The organism is Mycobacterium sp. NPDC050441, assembly GCF_040655355.1.
GTDB lineage: Bacteria > Actinomycetota > Actinomycetes > Mycobacteriales > Mycobacteriaceae > Mycobacterium.
This window is the reverse complement of sequence record NZ_JBFAJS010000002.1, coordinates 617,653-633,882: the sequence shown is the minus strand read 5'-3', so window position 1 is coordinate 633,882 and position 16,230 is coordinate 617,653. Positions and strand designations below refer to the sequence as shown.

Annotated in this window: 13 protein-coding genes; 6 read left to right on the top strand and 7 right to left on the bottom strand. The window is 65.7% G+C overall.

Features of this window, described 5'->3' with window-relative positions:
• The first annotated feature begins 8 nt into the window (after positions 1–8).
• Entirely contained in the window at positions 9–482 is a 474-nt protein-coding gene (locus AB0I14_RS08090; protein WP_358019052.1) for a hypothetical protein, read from the top strand.
• 54 nt (positions 483–536) lie between these two features.
• Positions 537–998 carry a hypothetical protein gene (locus tag AB0I14_RS08085; RefSeq protein WP_358018486.1) on the top strand — a complete coding sequence of 154 codons (462 nt, stop codon included), beginning with the start codon at positions 537–539 and terminating at the stop codon, positions 996–998.
• Here the strand turns inward: AB0I14_RS08085 and AB0I14_RS08080 are convergent.
• Complete coding sequence (locus AB0I14_RS08080; protein ID WP_358019049.1) at positions 980–2,323, bottom strand: DNA polymerase IV; 1,344 nt, start codon at positions 2,321–2,323, stop codon at positions 980–982. The two genes, AB0I14_RS08085 and AB0I14_RS08080, sit on opposite strands and share 19 nt — an antisense overlap.
• 72 nt (positions 2,324–2,395) lie before the next feature.
• On the opposite strand from AB0I14_RS08080, the gene AB0I14_RS08075 reads away from it, so the two are divergent.
• On the top strand, positions 2,396–2,614 hold the full coding sequence (locus AB0I14_RS08075; protein ID WP_358018483.1) for an RNA-binding S4 domain-containing protein: 219 nt from the start codon (positions 2,396–2,398) through the stop codon (positions 2,612–2,614).
• 10 nt (positions 2,615–2,624) lie between these two features.
• Here the strand turns inward: AB0I14_RS08075 and ileS are convergent, their stop codons facing one another.
• Together ileS and AB0I14_RS08065 are read right to left on the bottom strand one after the other, a co-directional pair.
• A complete protein-coding gene (ileS, locus tag AB0I14_RS08070; RefSeq protein WP_358018480.1) occupies positions 2,625–5,756 on the bottom strand; it encodes an isoleucine--tRNA ligase in 3,132 nt (1,043 codons plus the stop codon).
• Between the two features lie 289 nt (positions 5,757–6,045).
• The gene (locus AB0I14_RS08065) at positions 6,046–6,612 is read right to left on the bottom strand and encodes a hypothetical protein (protein ID WP_358018476.1); all 567 of its coding nucleotides are present in this window, start codon (positions 6,610–6,612) and stop codon (positions 6,046–6,048) included.
• Positions 6,613–6,748: 136 nt separating this feature from the next.
• On the opposite strand from AB0I14_RS08065, the gene AB0I14_RS08060 reads away from it, so the two are divergent.
• The 3 genes from AB0I14_RS08060 to AB0I14_RS08050 all read left to right on the top strand — a co-directional run bounded on the left by AB0I14_RS08060 (position 6,749) and on the right by AB0I14_RS08050 (position 11,046).
• A complete protein-coding gene (locus AB0I14_RS08060) occupies positions 6,749–7,117 on the top strand; it encodes an XRE family transcriptional regulator (protein WP_358018473.1) in 369 nt (122 codons plus the stop codon).
• A gap of 48 nt (positions 7,118–7,165) precedes the next feature.
• Positions 7,166–7,900, top strand: a complete 735-nt coding sequence (locus tag AB0I14_RS08055; protein ID WP_358018470.1) for a hypothetical protein — start codon at positions 7,166–7,168, stop codon at positions 7,898–7,900.
• Between the two features lie 119 nt (positions 7,901–8,019).
• Positions 8,020–11,046 (top strand): RND family transporter, encoded by a 3,027-nt coding sequence (locus tag AB0I14_RS08050; RefSeq protein WP_358019046.1) that lies wholly within the window; start codon positions 8,020–8,022, stop codon positions 11,044–11,046.
• Positions 11,047–11,079: 33 nt separating this feature from the next.
• On the opposite strand, the gene AB0I14_RS08045 is transcribed toward AB0I14_RS08050, so the two are convergent.
• From AB0I14_RS08045 to AB0I14_RS08030, 4 genes are read right to left on the bottom strand one after another with little or no spacing between them, the layout of a single operon-like run.
• Positions 11,080–12,267: a PE-PPE domain-containing protein gene (locus AB0I14_RS08045; protein WP_358018467.1), complete on the bottom strand. Its 1,188-nt coding sequence runs from the start codon at positions 12,265–12,267 to the stop codon at positions 11,080–11,082.
• Between the two features lie 50 nt (positions 12,268–12,317).
• The gene (locus AB0I14_RS08040) at positions 12,318–13,022 is read right to left on the bottom strand and encodes a GAP family protein (RefSeq protein ID WP_358018464.1); all 705 of its coding nucleotides are present in this window, start codon (positions 13,020–13,022) and stop codon (positions 12,318–12,320) included.
• A gap of 30 nt (positions 13,023–13,052) precedes the next feature.
• The gene (locus AB0I14_RS08035) at positions 13,053–14,777 is read right to left on the bottom strand and encodes an AMP-binding protein (RefSeq protein WP_358018461.1); all 1,725 of its coding nucleotides are present in this window, start codon (positions 14,775–14,777) and stop codon (positions 13,053–13,055) included.
• Positions 14,778–14,813: 36 nt separating this feature from the next.
• Positions 14,814–16,229 (bottom strand): condensation domain-containing protein, encoded by a 1,416-nt coding sequence (locus tag AB0I14_RS08030; RefSeq protein WP_358018458.1) that lies wholly within the window; start codon positions 16,227–16,229, stop codon positions 14,814–14,816.
• Position 16,230: the final 1 nt, after the last annotated feature.

Below are 16,230 nucleotides of genomic sequence, written 5' to 3'. Positions count from 1 at the left end.
GTGCTCAAATAGAGAACGTGCGTTTCCACATTGCGGCGGCAGCTGCCGTCGGCTTGTCGCTGCTCGGTCCGCTCCCGACCGCGGCGGCTCTGCCCTCGCCGCCCGGCGTCGAGGAAATCGACGGCTACCCCATCGCGGAGGGCAACTACAGCTCGCCCACCGACTCCTACGGGATGTTCTTCCGAACTCCGGACGGCCGATTCTGCGGAATCCGTCCCAACCGCGGCCCCGTCGGCTGCGACGCGGTTCCCGGGGACGCTCCGGCGGGAACCAACCAGACCTTCGTCGAGAGCGGAGCGCCCGCGTCCTACCGATATTCAGGGACGGCGTCCTTCACCCGCGAAGTCGACGTGTTGCCCGTCGGTTACCGCCTGGAGAACTGGGGCGCCAGCTGCGGTATCGGCGAGCAGGGTGTGGTGATCTGCAAAACCTCCGGCCGGCATGGCTTTTCGCTCGATGCCGCTTCCGGCGTGCTCTGGTAGCCGGAGCCACTCAAGTCGGTCGCCGGGGTTGACGACGCCGGTTGAATGGAACCTATGCGCCGGCACCTCATCGCAACCACCGCGGTCGGTCTATTGACGCTGTGCCCGGTCCCGACCGCCGCCGCCGAGCCACCACTCGGTGCCGACGAGATCGACAGTTATCCGATCGCACAGGGTCACTACAGCTCGCCCACCGACTTCTACGGCGTGTTCTTCCGAACCCCGGATGGTCGGCACTGCGGGATCGGCCCCAACGGCGGTCCGGTGGGTTGTGACGCTGTGCCGATCGACGCACCGGCCGGCAGCAACCAGATCGTCGTCAACAGTGGCGGCCCCGCCTCCTACCGGCACTCCGACACCACATCGTTCACCCGAGACGTCGACGTGCTGCCCGAGGGCCACCGTCTGGAGAATTGGGGCGCCAGCTGTGGTGTCGGCCGTCAGGGCACGGTGACGTGCAAGACCTACGGCGAACACGGCTTCGTCTTGAGCGCCACCTACGGCGTGCTCTGGTAGTCGGCCAGTCCGCTGAGATAGTCACCCCAGTCCAGGCTGTCGACGGGATCAGCCCGGCTGAAACCGGGCGTGTCGTCGGGAAAAGTGCGGGCCGGGCCGGGTCCGCTGGCCCGGGTTTCGAAGCGAACGGTCATCACGCCGTGCCCGGCGCCCTGAACCCAGCCGTGACCGTGGTCGGGGTGCGCCACATCGTCGCCGATGCGCCAGCCCGTGGGAGTGACCTTGGCCGCTTCGGTGGCCTGATCGTGGGAGTCGAAGACCTCGTCCGGTTGATCCAGGTCCGGGAACAAGGATTCCTGTCTGCTGTCGGACAGCCCTGAAAAGCCCACGCCGACAAGGCGAATGGGGCCGATCTCCACCGGGTCGAGCAGCAGCCTGCGAGCGGTGCCGATCAGGGTGGCTGCCTCGGTGGTGGCATAGGCCAGGGTGGCCGAGCGAGTCAGCGTACTCATGTCCGACTTCTTCAGCTTGACCGTCACGGTGCGAGCGCCGCGACCGTCCTTCTCCAGGCGCCGATGCGCATGCTCGCCGATCGGGCCGATCGCATCCTGCAACTGGCGAAGCGTGGTGAGGTCCTCTGGAAAAGTCGATTCCGCGCTGATCTGCTTGGCCTCGGCTCGCTCGGTCACCGGGCGGTCATCGATTCCGCGAGCCAGACGATGCAGCGCGGCACCCACCGCCGTGCCGAGCACACTGGCGGCTTCGGCATCCGACAGCGCGGCCAGCGCGCCCACCGTCTCGATACCGAGCCGGTGCAGCTTCTCCTCGGCCACCGGGCCGATCCCCCACAACTTGCGCACCGGCAGGCCGTCGAGCAACCGCGCCTCCTCGTCGCGGCGGACGATCCGGATCCCGTCCGGCTTGGCCAGCCCGGAAGCGATCTTGGCGATCTGCTTTCCCGAGCCGGCTCCCACCGAGGCCACCAGACCGGTCTGCTCGCGCACTTTGGCCCGCAACTGCTGGCAGAACTGCTCGACATCTGCCCCGGTGGCGCCGGCAAGTTCAACCGGTTCACCGAACGCCTCGTCGAAAGACAGCTGCTCGAGCACCGGGACGACGCTGCGCACGGTATCCAGGGCGCGACGGCTCGCCACGCCGTAGACCGCCCCACGGGGCGGCAGCACCACCGCGGGGGCGCCGACGAGCCGTCGGGCCTGGTGCATCGGCATCGCCGAACGTGCGCCCCACCGGCGCGCCTCGTAGCTGGCCCCGGCCACCACGCCGCGTCCGCCCAGTCCTCCGACCAGGACGGGCCGGCCGCGCAGGGTGGGACGGGTCAACTGCTCGACCGACGCGAAGAACGCGTCCATGTCCAGGTGCAGCACCCAGCGTCCGCCCGCGCCCTTGACCTCGGCGCCGTTCATAGCTGCTGATGCTATGGCGCTAGCCTGACCTGCATGACGCCGGATGACGTACCGATCAGGGACGAGTCGATTCGCCTGGGACAGTTTCTCAAGCTTGCATCCCTGATCGACAGCGGCGCCGACGCCAAGTCCGTCATCGCCGACGGTCTGGTCACTGTCAACGGCGAGGTCGAAATCCGCCGCGGCCGCCAGCTACGCCCGGGCGACATTGTCTCGCTCGCCGGCCGCACAGCGCGGGTGACCGGTCCCTGATCCGGCCGCCTCACGCTCTTTCGATCGCGACCCGTACCCCGTCCCCGATCTCGGCACCGTCGGCGACGTCGCCGAATTCGAAACCGGTGGCCAGGATTTCACCGGCGATGAGATCCCTGTGGGTCCGGGCCCACGGCTCGTACTGAGCCGGCACCGACATCTGCACGACGATGCGGTCGGACACCTCAAGGCCGGTCGACTTGCGCAGTTCCTGCAGTTCGCGGATCCGGTCCTTGGCCCAACCCTCGGCCTCGAGTTCCTCGGTGACCGTTCCGTCGAGCACCACCAGGCCCGCACCGTCGGGGAGAGCCGCGGTCCATTCCGGGTCGGCCGCAACCAGTTTGGCGGTGTACTCCTCGGGTTGCAGCACCACCGGGCCTGCGGTCAGGGTGCCGTCGGGGTTGACGACGCCCTCCCCCGACTTGACGGCCTTGATCGCGGCCTGCACGTCCTTGCCGATCCGCGGGCCGGCGACGCGGGCATTGACGGCCAGGTCGAACTTGCCATAGGTGTCGATGTCGTCGGTCAACTCCACCGCCTTGACGTTGAGTTCGTCTGCGATCAGATCGGCGAACGGCACGAGTGCCGCAGGGTTCACCGAATCATTCAGCGCCACAGTCAGCTTCGGCAGGGGCAGGCGCACCCGCAGCTTCTTGGCCTTGCGCAGCGACGACCCGACCGAGCACACCTCGCGTACCCGGTCCATCGCGGCCACCAGATCGGCGTCCTTGGGCAGCACGTCGGCTTCGGGCCAGTCGGTCAGATGCACCGAGCGCTCACCGGTCAGGCCCCGCCAGATCACCTCGGTGGCCAACGGCAAGAGGGGTGCGGCCAGCCTGCAGGTCACCTCGAGCACGGTGTGCAAGGTGTCGATGGCGTCGGAGTCCTCTTCCCAGAAGCGCGAACGTGACCGGCGCACATACCAGTTCGTCAACGCCTCGGTGAACTGCCGCAGTTCGTCGCAGGCCCCGGAGATGTCGCAGGTATCCAACGAGACGGTGAGATCGTCACGCAACTGGGCCAGCTTGGCCAGGATGTAGCGGTCGAGCACATTGTCCGAATCGGTCCGCCAGGTGCCCTTCTTCGGCGCGTAAAGCGCCAGGAAGCTGTAGGCGTTCCACAACGGCAGCAGCACCTGGCGCACGCCTTCACGGATGCCCTGCTCGGTGACGATCAGGTTGCCGCCGCGCAGGATCGGCGAGGCCATCAGGAACCAGCGCATGGCGTCGGAGCCGTCGCGGTCGAAGACCTCGCTGACATCGGGATAGTTGCGCAGCGACTTGCTCATCTTCTGGCCGTCGTTGCCCAGCACGATCCCGTGCGCCACACAGGTTTTGAATGCCGGCTTGTCGAACAGTGCGGTGGCCAACACGTGCATGGTGTAGAACCAGCCGCGCGTCTGGCCGATGTACTCGACGATGAAATCGCCCGGGAAATGGGCGTCTGCACCCTTGACACCGTCGAACCACTCCTGGTTCTCGAACGGATAGTGCACCTGGGCGTACGGCATCGAGCCGGAGTCGAACCACACGTCGAACACGTCCTCGATCCGGCGCATGGTCGACTTGCCGGTCGGGTCATCCGGGTTCGGCCGCGTCAGCTCATCGATGAACGGCCGGTGCAGATCGGTCGGCCGCACACCGAAATCGCGCTCGAGCTCGTCGAGGCTGCCGTAGACATCGATCCGCGGATAGGCCGGATCATCGGACTTCCACACCGGGATGGGGCTGCCCCAGTATCGGTTTCGCGATACCGACCAGTCGCGTGCATTGGAGAGCCATTTGCCGAACTGCCCGTCCTTGACGTGTTCGGGATACCAGGTGATCTGCTGGTTGAGCTCGACCATCCGGTCCCGGAAGTCGGTGACCTTGATGAACCAGGACGACACCGCGCGGTAGATCAACGGGTTGCGGCATCGCCAGCAGTGCGGATACGAGTGCTCGTAGGTTTCGTGCCGCAGCAGCACCGCGCCGTTGGCCGCGGCAGGCCCGTCACCGTTCTTGAGATCACGGATGATCTGCGAATTGGCCTCGAAGACGTGCTGGCCCGCGTAATCGGGTACGGACGCGTCGAAGCGTCCCTTCGAGTCCACCGGAGTGACCGCCACGATGTCGGCGGTGTCGGCGGTGGCCTTGTCGTCCTCGCCGTAGGCGGGGGCCATGTGCACGATGCCCGTGCCGTCCTCGGTGCTGACGAAGTCGGCCGCGAGCACCTGGAACGAGTTGGGCGCGTCCATGAAGTAGGCGAACGGCGGCAGGTACCGGGTCCCGAGCAGATCCCGCCCGGCGTAACTGCCGAGAACCTCGGGTTCCTCCCCGAGCTCACGGGCGTACGCCGCGAGCCGGGCCTGGGCCAACACGTAACGCCGCCCGTCGGAGCCCTGCACCAGGACATAGTCGATGTCCGGGTTGACGGCGACGGCCTGGTTGGACGGCAAGGTCCACGGCGTCGTAGTCCAGATCAGCAGGTGCGCACCCTTCAGCGGGCCGTCGGTCACGGTGAAGCCGACCGTGACCGCCGGATCCTGGCGGCTCTGGTAGACGTCGTCGTCCATGCGAAGCTCATGGTTGGACAACGGGGTCTCGTCGTTCCAGCAGTACGGCAGGACGCGGTTGCCCTCGTAGGCCAGACCCTTGTCCCACAGCTGCTTGAAGGCCCAGATCACCGACTCCATGAAAGTCGGGTCGAGGGTCTTGTAGTCGTTGTCGAAGTCCACCCAACGGGCCTGACGTGTGACGTAGGCACGCCATTCGTCTGTGTACTTCAGCACCGAGGCGCGGCAGGCCGCATTGAACTTCTCGATGCCCATCTCTTCGATCTGGGCCTTGTCCGCGATGCCGAGCTGGCGCTGCACCTCGAGTTCGGCGGGCAGACCGTGGGTGTCCCACCCGAACCGGCGCTCCACCTTGTAGCCGCGCATCGTGCGGTAGCGCGGCACGATGTCCTTGACGTAACCCGTCAGCAGGTGGCCGTAGTGCGGCAGACCGTTGGCGAACGGCGGCCCGTCGTAGAAGACATATTCCTCGGCATCGTCGCGGCGCGCGATGCTGGCCCGGAAGGTGTCGTCGCTGGCCCAGTAGTCCAGCACCTCAAGTTCGCGCTCCGGAAAATTCGGTGCGGCGGGCTTGGGATAGGCGCTCACGTCTCGTCTCCTGTGCCGGTGCCGAGTTCAACAGCTCAACACGCTCAAGGCACGGGGACGACGTCGCGCGGGTGCGCAAGCGCCGCGGTACCACCCCGCTTGCGCGCTGCATCGCAGCGCGCCGCTCAACTTTCAGGCGATCACGAGCCCAACCGTCCGGTTCTACTGGACTGCGGATCTAGTGCACTCGAATCCTGCAGCTGTTCTTCCGAAGGCTCCCCGGTGATGGCCGGATCAGCGCCGATGCGCCCAGTCTAAATGAGCACCGCAAATCGCCGGGAAATCACACCTAACCGGAGGTGACCTCGATGAGTGCCAGCGGGAACTGCTCGGTCAGTTCCTGCACCGTGCAATGGTCGAATCCGCGACTGTCGAACCGCCAGTCCAGACGCATGGTGGTGGCGCTGTCGTGGTGGATGTGCAGTGCGAGCGGATGTTCGCACTGGCCCGCCCGCGGCCCCTCGCCGTAGGCGAAGCCCATGTCCGCCGACGGATGGGCACCGCTGCCGGCGCCCGGACGTGCCGCGTCGAGCAATTCGGAGCCCGACAGGCCACGATGCGACACGCAGGACACACCGACGCGGCGATATCCGGCCCGCTCAGGACCGCTCACGACGTCGATGATCAGCACCCCGTCACCGATCGTGCGGGCGACTGTCCGGCCCAGAGCGGCCAACAGCAGCTCCTCGGCGGTGCAACCGAGCGCGATTCGGGCTTCGTGCAGTTCCGCGGACAACACATCGTCCAGCGAACTGGACACCGTGGCCATATCTGCGGCAGCGGGAGGTCCTGCGGTGCCGTAGTCGGCAATCCACGAACTCGTGCCATATGCGTCGTGCAGGACGGAAACAGACATATATGTCACGTTAGCCAGAGAGTCCCAAAAATGGGAGAGCTGTGCCAAAAGTCTGACACCATTGTCAATAACGCAGTTGCTGGCTTTGCTGTGGTTCGCTGTGACCAAGTCCGGGTTTGGGGTCTATGGTGTTCTGATGCCGCGAACCGACGAGAACGGCAGGCAACTCAAGGCCCTGCTCGACTATCTGCTGGATGGCGAGGTCGACGCCAAGGCCGTGTACAGCGCGCTGGGCGTGTCCAGCAGCACGTATTACCGGCGGGTGAAGGAAGCCGACTATCCGAATGCCGAGGAATTACGGCAGGTGGCCGACCGCTTCCATCTCAGCTACCCCGACCTGCAGATCCGGTTCGGGCTGATGAGCCGCCAGGAGGTCTGGCACTACATGGAATCGTCGCCGGTGACGGTGGCTCCCGCCGACACGGCCACCCGTGTTCGGCCGGCCGTCCACCGTCCCAGGAGACTGTCCGAACTGACCCCACGATCCGACGCTCCCCCGCTGTAAGCAACCCGCACGACAGCTGAACCGCAACACCGTCCGAGGCAAAGTCTTATGTCCGTCGCCACGCTCATCCTCATCACACTGGCCTGCATCATGTGGAGCCTGTGGATCAGGAGAGTCACCTGGTCGTGCCGGTGGGAAGTGGCCGCCACCCTGAACATCGCGCTACAGGGCCTGGCCGTGCTGCTGATGTCGCCCTGGGCCTCGGCGACGATCGGGCACGTGCTGTACGAGCTGACGGGCAAGTGGAACGTCGAGGACTACATCGGGCACGACTGCTACATCGTGGCGGCGTCGGCGATCGTCTACAACTCCCTTGGCCGACTCCAAGACGACAATGCGATGCAGCGCTCGTTCAAGCAGTACGTCGAGCGTCCGGCCACGATCTGCATCCCGGTCCTGCTGGCCACCTTCTCGATGGGTAACGGTGCGGCGGTGTACCGGGCCGACTTCTTCCAGGTACCCACCGACTTCTGGCTGAGCGTGTACTGGATCATCCTGTGCGGCACCCTGATCTACCTGCTGGGTTACGGGGCACGCGCCATGCTGATCCTGCGCAAGGATCCGCGATCACGCCGCATCGCCAACATCTACCTGTTCGCCTCGATCAGCGGCGTGCTCGCGTGCGCGACCCGGATCGTCACGTCGCTGGTGCCGGCGCTGCAACCCATCGAGAACGGCCGTCTGGTCTGGATTTTCGCCTGCGGCTGCGGCGCGATCTTCGCACTCGCGTCCGCGCATTCCTGGCGGATCAAGACGCGGTGGCTGTCTTCGAGCAATCGGTGAGGTCGAGGCACACATCATTTCATCGCCACCGCGGCGCCGACCGCTGCCCCACCGCTCGCCCGTAGGATCGTAAAGTGCCGTCGCCGACAGAATCTACGAGCACGGCCGAACACTCCTCGCTGTTCGTCCGGCTCGGCTCAGTGATCGTGCGATGGCCGTGGGTCGTCATCGGAATCTGGCTGGCCATCGCGGCCGCCCTGCCGCTGACGTTCCCGTCGTTGACGCTGATGGTGCAGCAACGTCCGGTCGCGATTCTGCCGTCGCACGCGCCCGTCACCGTTGCCACCCGTGAGATGACCGAGGCGTTTCACGAATCCGGCTCAGAGAACGTCCTGTTGGTTGTCCTGAGCAACGACAAGGGCCTGGGCCCGGCCGATGAGGCGACGTACCGCACGCTCGTCGACAATCTGCGCAAGAACGACACGGATGTCGTGATGCTGCAGGACTTCATCAGTGCCCCTCCCCTGCGCGAGATCATGGCCAGCAAGGACGGCAAGGCCTGGATCCTGCCGGTCGGCATCGCGGGCGATGTCGGTTCGCCACAGTCGTACGCGTCCTATACCCGCGTCGCCGACATCGTCAAAACCAGCGTGCAGGGCGCATCGCTGACCGCGAGCCTCACCGGTCCCGCCGCCACCGTCGCCGATCTCACCGACATCGGCGAACGCGACACGACGGCCATCGAGATCGCCACGATCGGAATGGTTCTGGTGATCCTGCTGATCATCTACCGAAACCCGGTCACGATGCTGCTGCCCCTGCTCACCATCGGGGTATCGCTGGTCACCGCCCAATCCGTGATCGCCGGCCTGGCTTACCTGGGCATGGGTATCTCCAACCAGACTGTCGTGTTCCTGACTGCCATGATGGCCGGCGCCGGGACCGACTACGCCGTATTCCTCATCAGCCGATATCACGACTATCTGCGCGACGGACTGGAATCCGACTGCGCCGTCGAGCAGGCACTCGGCTCGATCGGCAAGGTCATCGCCGCGTCCGCCGCCACGGTGGCCGTCACCTTCTTGGGCATGATGTTCGCTCAGTTGGGTCTGTTCTCCACCGTCGGCACCGCACTGGCCGTCGCCATCGGCATCGCCTTGCTGGCCGCGTTGACGATGTTGCCGGCCGTGATGGTGCTCGTCGGACGCCGGGGTTGGATCGCCCCGCGCCGTGACCTCACGAGCCGGATCTGGCGACGATCCGGCATACGCATCGTGCGCCGGCCGTGGTCCCATCTGGCCGCCAGTCTGGTTGTCCTTGCGGCGCTGGCCAGTTGCGCGACCCTCGTCCAGTACAACTACGACGACCGCAAAGCGCTGCCGGCGCACGCTGAGAGCTCCATGGGTTATGCGGCCCTGGAGGACCACTTCCCGATCAGCTCGGCCATTCCGCAGTACCTGATCATCCAGTCCCCGAACGAGTTGCGTACGCCCCAGGCACTGGCCGACCTGGAACAGATGGCCCAGCGGGTGAGCCAGCTTCCCGGGATCGCGGTCGTGCGAGGGATCACCCGGCCGACGGGAGAATCGCTGCAGCAGGCCCGACTGAGCTATCAGGCCGGCGAGGTCGGAACCAAGCTGAACGACGCGTCCACCCAGATCAACGGGCGTGCAAGCGATCTCAACCGGCTCACCGACGGCGCCGATACTCTGGCGACCAGCCTGCTCGATGTGCGCACGCAGGTCACCCGTGGCGTGGCCGGAGCGCGTGGCCTGGTCGATGCGTTGGCCACGATGCAGAAGCAGGTCGGCGGCAACACGACGCTCCAGCAGATCGACAGCGCGGCAAAGCTGGTCAGCAGCATGCGGGCGCTCGGCGACTCGCTCGACACGAACTTCGCCGATCTGACCAACGGCATGCCGTGGATCGATCCGGTCCTGCGGGGGCTGGACACCAGCCCCGTCTGTCTCACCGACCCGGCCTGTCTCGAGGCCCGCGGATCGCTGCGCCGGCTGGCCGCGGCCCGTACCGACGGAACGTTCGACAAGATCGCCGCCCTGGCGCGGGATCTGCGGGCGACAGATTCCATGCAGACCCTCGACGACACGGTCAAGAAGCTCAGCGCCACCATCGATTCCGCGAGCAAATCCATGCAGTCCATGGGACTGGCCAATCCGGCCCAGGCGCGATCGCAGCTCAGCACCCTGCAGACCGGCGCCGATACGCTCGCCGACGCCAGCAGGCAGATCGCCGACGGAGTCTCGCTACTGGTCACCGAGACCAAGCGGATGGGATCGGGGCTCGACGAGGCGTCGGCATTCCTGCTCAATATGAAGACCGACGCCGCCAGCCCACCGATGTCCGGGTTCTACGTGCCCGCACAGATCCTGACCCAGGACGAATTCCGTAAGGCCGCAGCGACGTTCATATCCCCGGACGGCCATACCGCGCGATACCTGATCCAGACGGATATCAACCCCTTCGGCACCGAGGCGATGAACCTGGTCAACGCGATCGGTGACACCGCGCGGGGCGCCCTGCCCAACACCGCGCTCGAAGGGTCCTCGGTGTCGATCGCCGGATATCCGGCGATGTTGCGCGACACCCGCGACTTCTACAACCACGACATCAGGCTCATCATCGCGGTCACCATCGCGGTCGTGCTGCTGATCCTGGTAGTCCTGTTGCGTGCGTTTGTCGCGCCGCTCTACCTGATCGGCTCGGTGGTGATCTCTTACCTGTCGGCCCTGGGCATCGGTGTCCTGATGTTCCAGTATGTCCTTGGCCAACAGTTGCATTGGAGCGTGCCGGCACTGACCTTTATCGTGCTGGTCGCTGTCGGCGCCGATTACAACCTGCTACTGATATCTCGAATCCGCGATGAGTCGCCCAATGGTGTGCGCTCGGGCGTGATCCGCACCGTCGGATCCACCGGTGGCGTGATCACCGCGGCCGGGCTCATCTTCGCCGCATCGATGTTCGGGCTGTTGTTCGCCAGCATCAGCACGGTCGTCCAAGCCGGGTTCGTGGTGGGCGTAGGGATTCTGTTGGACACGTTCCTGGTGCGGACCCTGACCGTGCCCGCGATCGCCACGCTGATCGGGAGGGCGAACTGGTGGCCTTCGGATTTCGTCACACGTCAGCTCGCCCATCTGCGCAGCCGACTGAAGGTGGCCACCAAGCAGGAAGCCGAGCCCGGAAACTGAGCCGGGCCCGGCTGACAACTGAGGCCGAGTCGGCTAGCCGATCCCCGGGAACAGGTTCTTCACCTGCTGAGCCGCGTTGTCCATGTTGGCCTGATCGGTAGGACTCAACTTGATGCCCTGCACCGCCTTGTCGACGTTCTCCTGGTCGGTGCGGCTCAGCTTGATGGTGGGCTGCGACGCGGGGGCCTGCTGTGCCGGCAGTTCCGACAGGCCTGTGCCGGCCTGCCGCAACCAATCCTCGACGTTGGCCCGGGCCACGGGATCCAAACCGGTCGCCGGGGCGCCCGGATAGTCGTTACGGGAGTAGCCGGCATCCACCATGGGCCGCACCACGCCATCGAGCTGGTCGACCAGTTCGTTGGGAACGCCGAGGTCGCGAAGCGGTCGGGTCAGCGGCAGGAGTCTGGTGGGCAGGAAAAGCATTGTCTGCGTTGCGCCCCGGGAGTTGACCGTGACGAAGACGTTCTGCGGCGGGATCTCATCGCGCGAACTGTAGGAGGTCTCGGTATGCAGATACTCCAGCGCGACAAGCGAATTCGCGAGCGCCAGGAAGTTGTCCGGCCGATCGGGGAAGTCGGCGATGAAATCGTATTCACCCACCACCAAGGTGGTGTCGTACTGACTCTCCACCGGACCGCGCACCGTGTAGTCGATCAGCGGCACGTACGTTCCCGGCGTCAGCGACGACAGGACCGAATGGCTGAACGGAGTCACCGACTGCGGGGGCCCGAACAGCGTGAAGGACACGCCTTCTGCGGCGCGCGCACCGGGATCCTGCGACAGGCGCGCCAGCGCCTCGCTGAGCACCAGCGCGCCCTCGGAGTTGCCGACCACCACGGTCTGGCCGGGACTGTTCTGCAGCGCGGTCTTCAGATTGCGCGCACCGATGTCCACCGAGTCGCCCACGCTGTCGGTCGAGATGTCATTGCCTGGCCACAACTTGTCCGGCAACCGGCCGTACACCATCCCGGCGGGATACTCGACGATGCGCCGGTTCGCGTTCGGGTAATAGCCGCGGCCCACCTTGTTGGTGATCTGGTCCCACGGAATGCCGGGGCCGCGAGCGCCGCCGAAGATCAGCGCGGTCTCGGCGGAGGCGGTTCCGGCGCCGAATACCGTTCCCGCGGCGACGAGACCGACGGCGAAGGATCCGGCCAGCAGCGACCGGCTCCGAGCGCGGGCGGCTTCGCGGCGCCGACGTCCTCCGTTGACTCCAGGCATCCTGCCGTCTCCCTTCCGTGCACCGACTGCGGGCGGTGTCATGCCGTCGCTCATATCCCCAGCAGGCCGATCGTGATGAACAAAGCGCCTGCCGCAGCAAGAATCATCGCCACGTCGCGCCGCGTGCACGAACGGATCCAGGTGTGCACGCGGGTCATCCACACCAGCGTACGTTGCGGGGCGATCAGGTAACTCAGGAGTGGGATCTCGACGAGCGCAAAGGCCACCAGGTTGAATGCGATCACCGCGCCAACCTGTGTGCCGGGTGCGACGCCGGAGGCGTGTATGACGGCCAGTGCCGCCAGGTAGTCGACCGACGGCAACGCGATACCCAGCCCGCTGACGCCGGCTACCCACAGCGAATTACCTTGCATGACCGCACGTATCCGGTCCCGCAGACCCACTCGAGGCGCCGCGACCGCCACACTGCCGGTGGAAGACTCGTCCGCCTCCACCCGCGATGGTCGGGCTCGACGCGAACCCACGTTGGCGGCCACCAACACGGCGGCGACCAAGGCGAGGATGCCGATCCCGATCTGCATCCTCGGCACGGTGAGCGTGCCCGCGGCCAGCGGCGCGGCGTCGAGAACCAGCAACGCCGTCCCGCCGACCACCAGGCCCATCAGGAACCCGCCGCACAGGAACGCCAGCAACTGATGCACGGGTCGGGGCCGGTTCAGCATGAGCACGGTCAGCCCGATCCGCACAGGTTCGAGGCTGACCGCGATGGCCATCAGCAAAAGGGTTGCCCACATGGTGGTTTCAGCGCGTCGGGTCAGCCCCGATCAGGCGTCCAACCTCGCAAACTCCTGTCGGCGGTACAGTTCTGCGCTCGCCTGACGGCGGACCTTGCCGCTGGTGGTGATCGGGAGCGAGCCGGGAGCGACCAGCGCCAGGTCGGCGGGATTGAGCCCATGCGTCGTCGAGATCGCGGAGATCACTTCGCGTTTCATCGACGTGAGACGCTCGGACAGATCCTCCGGGCTTTCGTCCGAACGCTTCTTCACCTCGATGACGGCGACCAGCTTCTCTTCCTCGTCGTGGTTCACCGCAATCGCAGCGACACGTCCGCGGGAGATCGCCGACACCGTGGCCTCGATGTCGTCCGGGTAGTGGTTGCGCCCGCGGACGATCAGGAGGTCTTTGACCCGGCCGATGATGAACAACTCACCTTCGGAGATGAAGCCCAGATCGCCGGTCCGCAGCCATGTTCCGCCGGGTACGCCGTCGACCGTCGCGCCGAATGTCTCCTGCGTCTCATCGGGCCGGTTCCAGTATCCGGCCGCGATGTTCTCGCCCTGTGCCCAGATCTCACCGATCATCCCGGCGGGCATCTCGGTGTGGGTTTCCGGATCGACAATCCGTACCGCCGGGCTCTGCGGTGTCCCATAGCTGATCAGCGCGGTTCCGCTGGCACACCGCTCGGCGTGCCCGGCGGCCAGTTTCTCGGGCTCGAAATTGGCCACCACCGGTGGCTTCCCCGGCTCGCGCGTCGCGACGTACAGCGTGGCCTCGGCCAGACCGTAGGACGGCCGAATCACCTTGCCCTGCAGGTTGAATGCGGCGAACCGCTTGGTGAAGCGTTCGATCGTCGCATGGTGAACACGCTCGGCACCGCTGATGATGCTCAGCACGTTGCCCAGGTCGCAACCCGCCATATCGTCATCGGTGGTCTTGGCCGAGGCCAGGTCGAAGGCGAAGTTGGGTCCGGCGGTCAACCCGGTGGTCACGCTGCCGAGCTGTTGCATCCAGCGTGCCGGTCGGGCCAGGAACGCCAACGGGCTCATCATCACGGTGCGCCATCCACCGAGAATCGGCGCGACGATCCCCGCCATCATCCCCATGTCATGGTAAAGCGGCAGCCATGTCACCACGGTGGTGTCTGACGGCGGCACCCGGTTGTAGTCCGGGTAGAAGCTGGCCATCATCTGCTCGAAGTTGGCCGTCAGGTTGCGATTCGACACCATCACGCCCGCGGGAATCCGCGTCGAGCCGGAGGTGTACTGCAGGTACGCGGTCGCGGGGGCAGCTTCGCGCCGCAGGCGAACAGCCTTGCGGGAGTCGAGGTCGAGCTTGTCTACCTCGAGCACGACGGGCGCCGGGGTGCCGTCCTGCGCCACCGCATACGGCGCCACCGTCTCGGAGATGGCGGATGTGGTGAGGATGACCGTGGGCGCCGCGTCCCGGAGGACCGCGGTGACGCGCTCGTCGTGAGCGCCGAACATCGGCGTCGACAGCGGGACACAGACCACGCCGGCTTCCAGCGACGCCAGGAAGGCGACGACGTATTCCAGGCTCTGAGGCGCGAGGATCACCGCGCGGTCCCCCGCCGCGGCATGGGTCTGCAGCTCCCCCGCCAGATTTCGGATGCGGCGGTAGAGCTGACCCCAGGTCAGGGTCTCCTCGACGCCATCCCAGTCGCGTTCGTAATCGACGAAGGTGTAGGCGATGTCGTTGGGCTGCATGCTCGCCCGCTCACGCAACACGCCGTTGAGTGTCGACTCAGTCATCGAGTCTGCCTTCCTGTTCTGACTTCATTCCACGACTCACCTGCGCGACCCTGCGCCGAGGTTTTCCAGCACCCGGGCACACGTCGACTTCAGTACCTTGACGTACCGGCCGACCGATTCATGTGCCTCGGGATTGTTCGGATAGACCACCGAAACCGCCGTGCGGTCCTTCAATCGCACCAGGAACACCGTCATCTGGTACGAGTACACGCCGTCGCTGAACATACCGATCCGCATCGATTCCAGCTCGGTGGTGAGCAGGACCGACAATGGTGCCGCCCCGGCGTCCAGGAAGTTGATCACCTGGAAGTTCGGCCTCGGCCAATCCAATTCGGGTCTCAGCTCGAGCACCCGGTAGAACGGGACATCCACGAGCTGATGTCCAGCGTCGAAGGATTTCTGTGCCGCAACGGCCGATTCGGCAAAGGACCTGCCCGCGATCGGCACGGTGATCGGGACCAGCCCGGTGAACCAGCCCATCGTCATCAGATCGGCGGTGGTCTTGCGGGTATCGCTCGGGGTCAGCCCGTAGTAGGTGTCCGCGCCGGTCAACTCGTGCTCGGCCAATCCCGTGCAGGCGAGCATGCCACCGATGAAGCGGGCCCCGGCTGCGACGCATGCCGATTCGAAATTGGCTGTCTGTTCCTCGTCCATGAGGGTCTCGACCCACATCTCCGCTCCACACGGCTCGAGCGGATCGCCCAGGGGCAGTGGGAAGTCCGGCAGGCTGCCCTTGTTGCTGGTCGCGAAGTCGGCCCACGCCTTGACTTCCGGTGAGTCCGGCGTCAGGGCACCGAGCAGTTCCTTCTGCCGCAGGCAAAACGCGTCGTAACTGCCCGCTTCCGGAAGCGCCAGCGGGGCTCCACCACTGACGAGGGTGGTGTACATCGCGTGGAATTCCATGAGCGTGACACCCGCGAACGTCGCATCCATGTGCAGGTGGTCGATGCTCACATAGAGCGTGAATCGGTCCGGGTACTGGACGATGCCGTAGGTGAAGCAGTCCCAGTGCAGCGGATCCGGCGTCGACAACGTCAGCTGACGCAGCTCCGCCGACGTGAGATCGCCGTGCCGGGTGGGCACGAACTTGATGTCGGCCGGATTGGGCATCGTGTGCCGAACGATGTTGTGGACATCGTGGTACTCGAACCAACTGCGGAACGTGTCATGCCTGCGCACATGGGCATTGACCACATAGGTCATCGCCCTGATGTCGCATTGCCCTGGAATATCACACGTCACGATCACCAGACGGGAGTAGTCCAGGCCCTTGGCTCGCTGATCGACGAACCCGCGCAAGTGCTGGGCCTGCATGTAGCTGACCGGGATCTCACTGACGGGCGCTTCAGCCGCCTTGGCGCACGAGGCCGGCGAGGCTCGCCAGGAAACGGCAGAACCGGGCGATGCTTCCCACTCTTCGATCGAACCGATCGCAACGGACCCTAACAGCAAC

What these genes read in the sequence shown, in the direction of transcription:
- AB0I14_RS08045 (WP_358018467.1), bottom strand. Translation starts at nt 12,267, where the DNA reads ATGCCTGGAGTCAACGGAGGACGTCGGCGCCGCGAAGCCGCCCGCGCT.
- AB0I14_RS08060 (WP_358018473.1), top strand. Translation starts at nt 6,749, where the DNA reads ATGCCGCGAACCGACGAGAACGGCAGGCAACTCAAGGCCCTGCTCGAC.
- AB0I14_RS08035 (WP_358018461.1), bottom strand. Translation starts at nt 14,777, where the DNA reads ATGACTGAGTCGACACTCAACGGCGTGTTGCGTGAGCGGGCGAGCATG.
- AB0I14_RS08085 (WP_358018486.1), top strand. Translation starts at nt 537, where the DNA reads ATGCGCCGGCACCTCATCGCAACCACCGCGGTCGGTCTATTGACGCTG.
- AB0I14_RS08055 (WP_358018470.1), top strand. Translation starts at nt 7,166, where the DNA reads ATGTCCGTCGCCACGCTCATCCTCATCACACTGGCCTGCATCATGTGG.
- AB0I14_RS08075 (WP_358018483.1), top strand. Translation starts at nt 2,396, where the DNA reads ATGACGCCGGATGACGTACCGATCAGGGACGAGTCGATTCGCCTGGGA.
- AB0I14_RS08065 (WP_358018476.1), bottom strand. Translation starts at nt 6,612, where the DNA reads ATGTCTGTTTCCGTCCTGCACGACGCATATGGCACGAGTTCGTGGATT.
- AB0I14_RS08040 (WP_358018464.1), bottom strand. Translation starts at nt 13,022, where the DNA reads ATGTGGGCAACCCTTTTGCTGATGGCCATCGCGGTCAGCCTCGAACCT.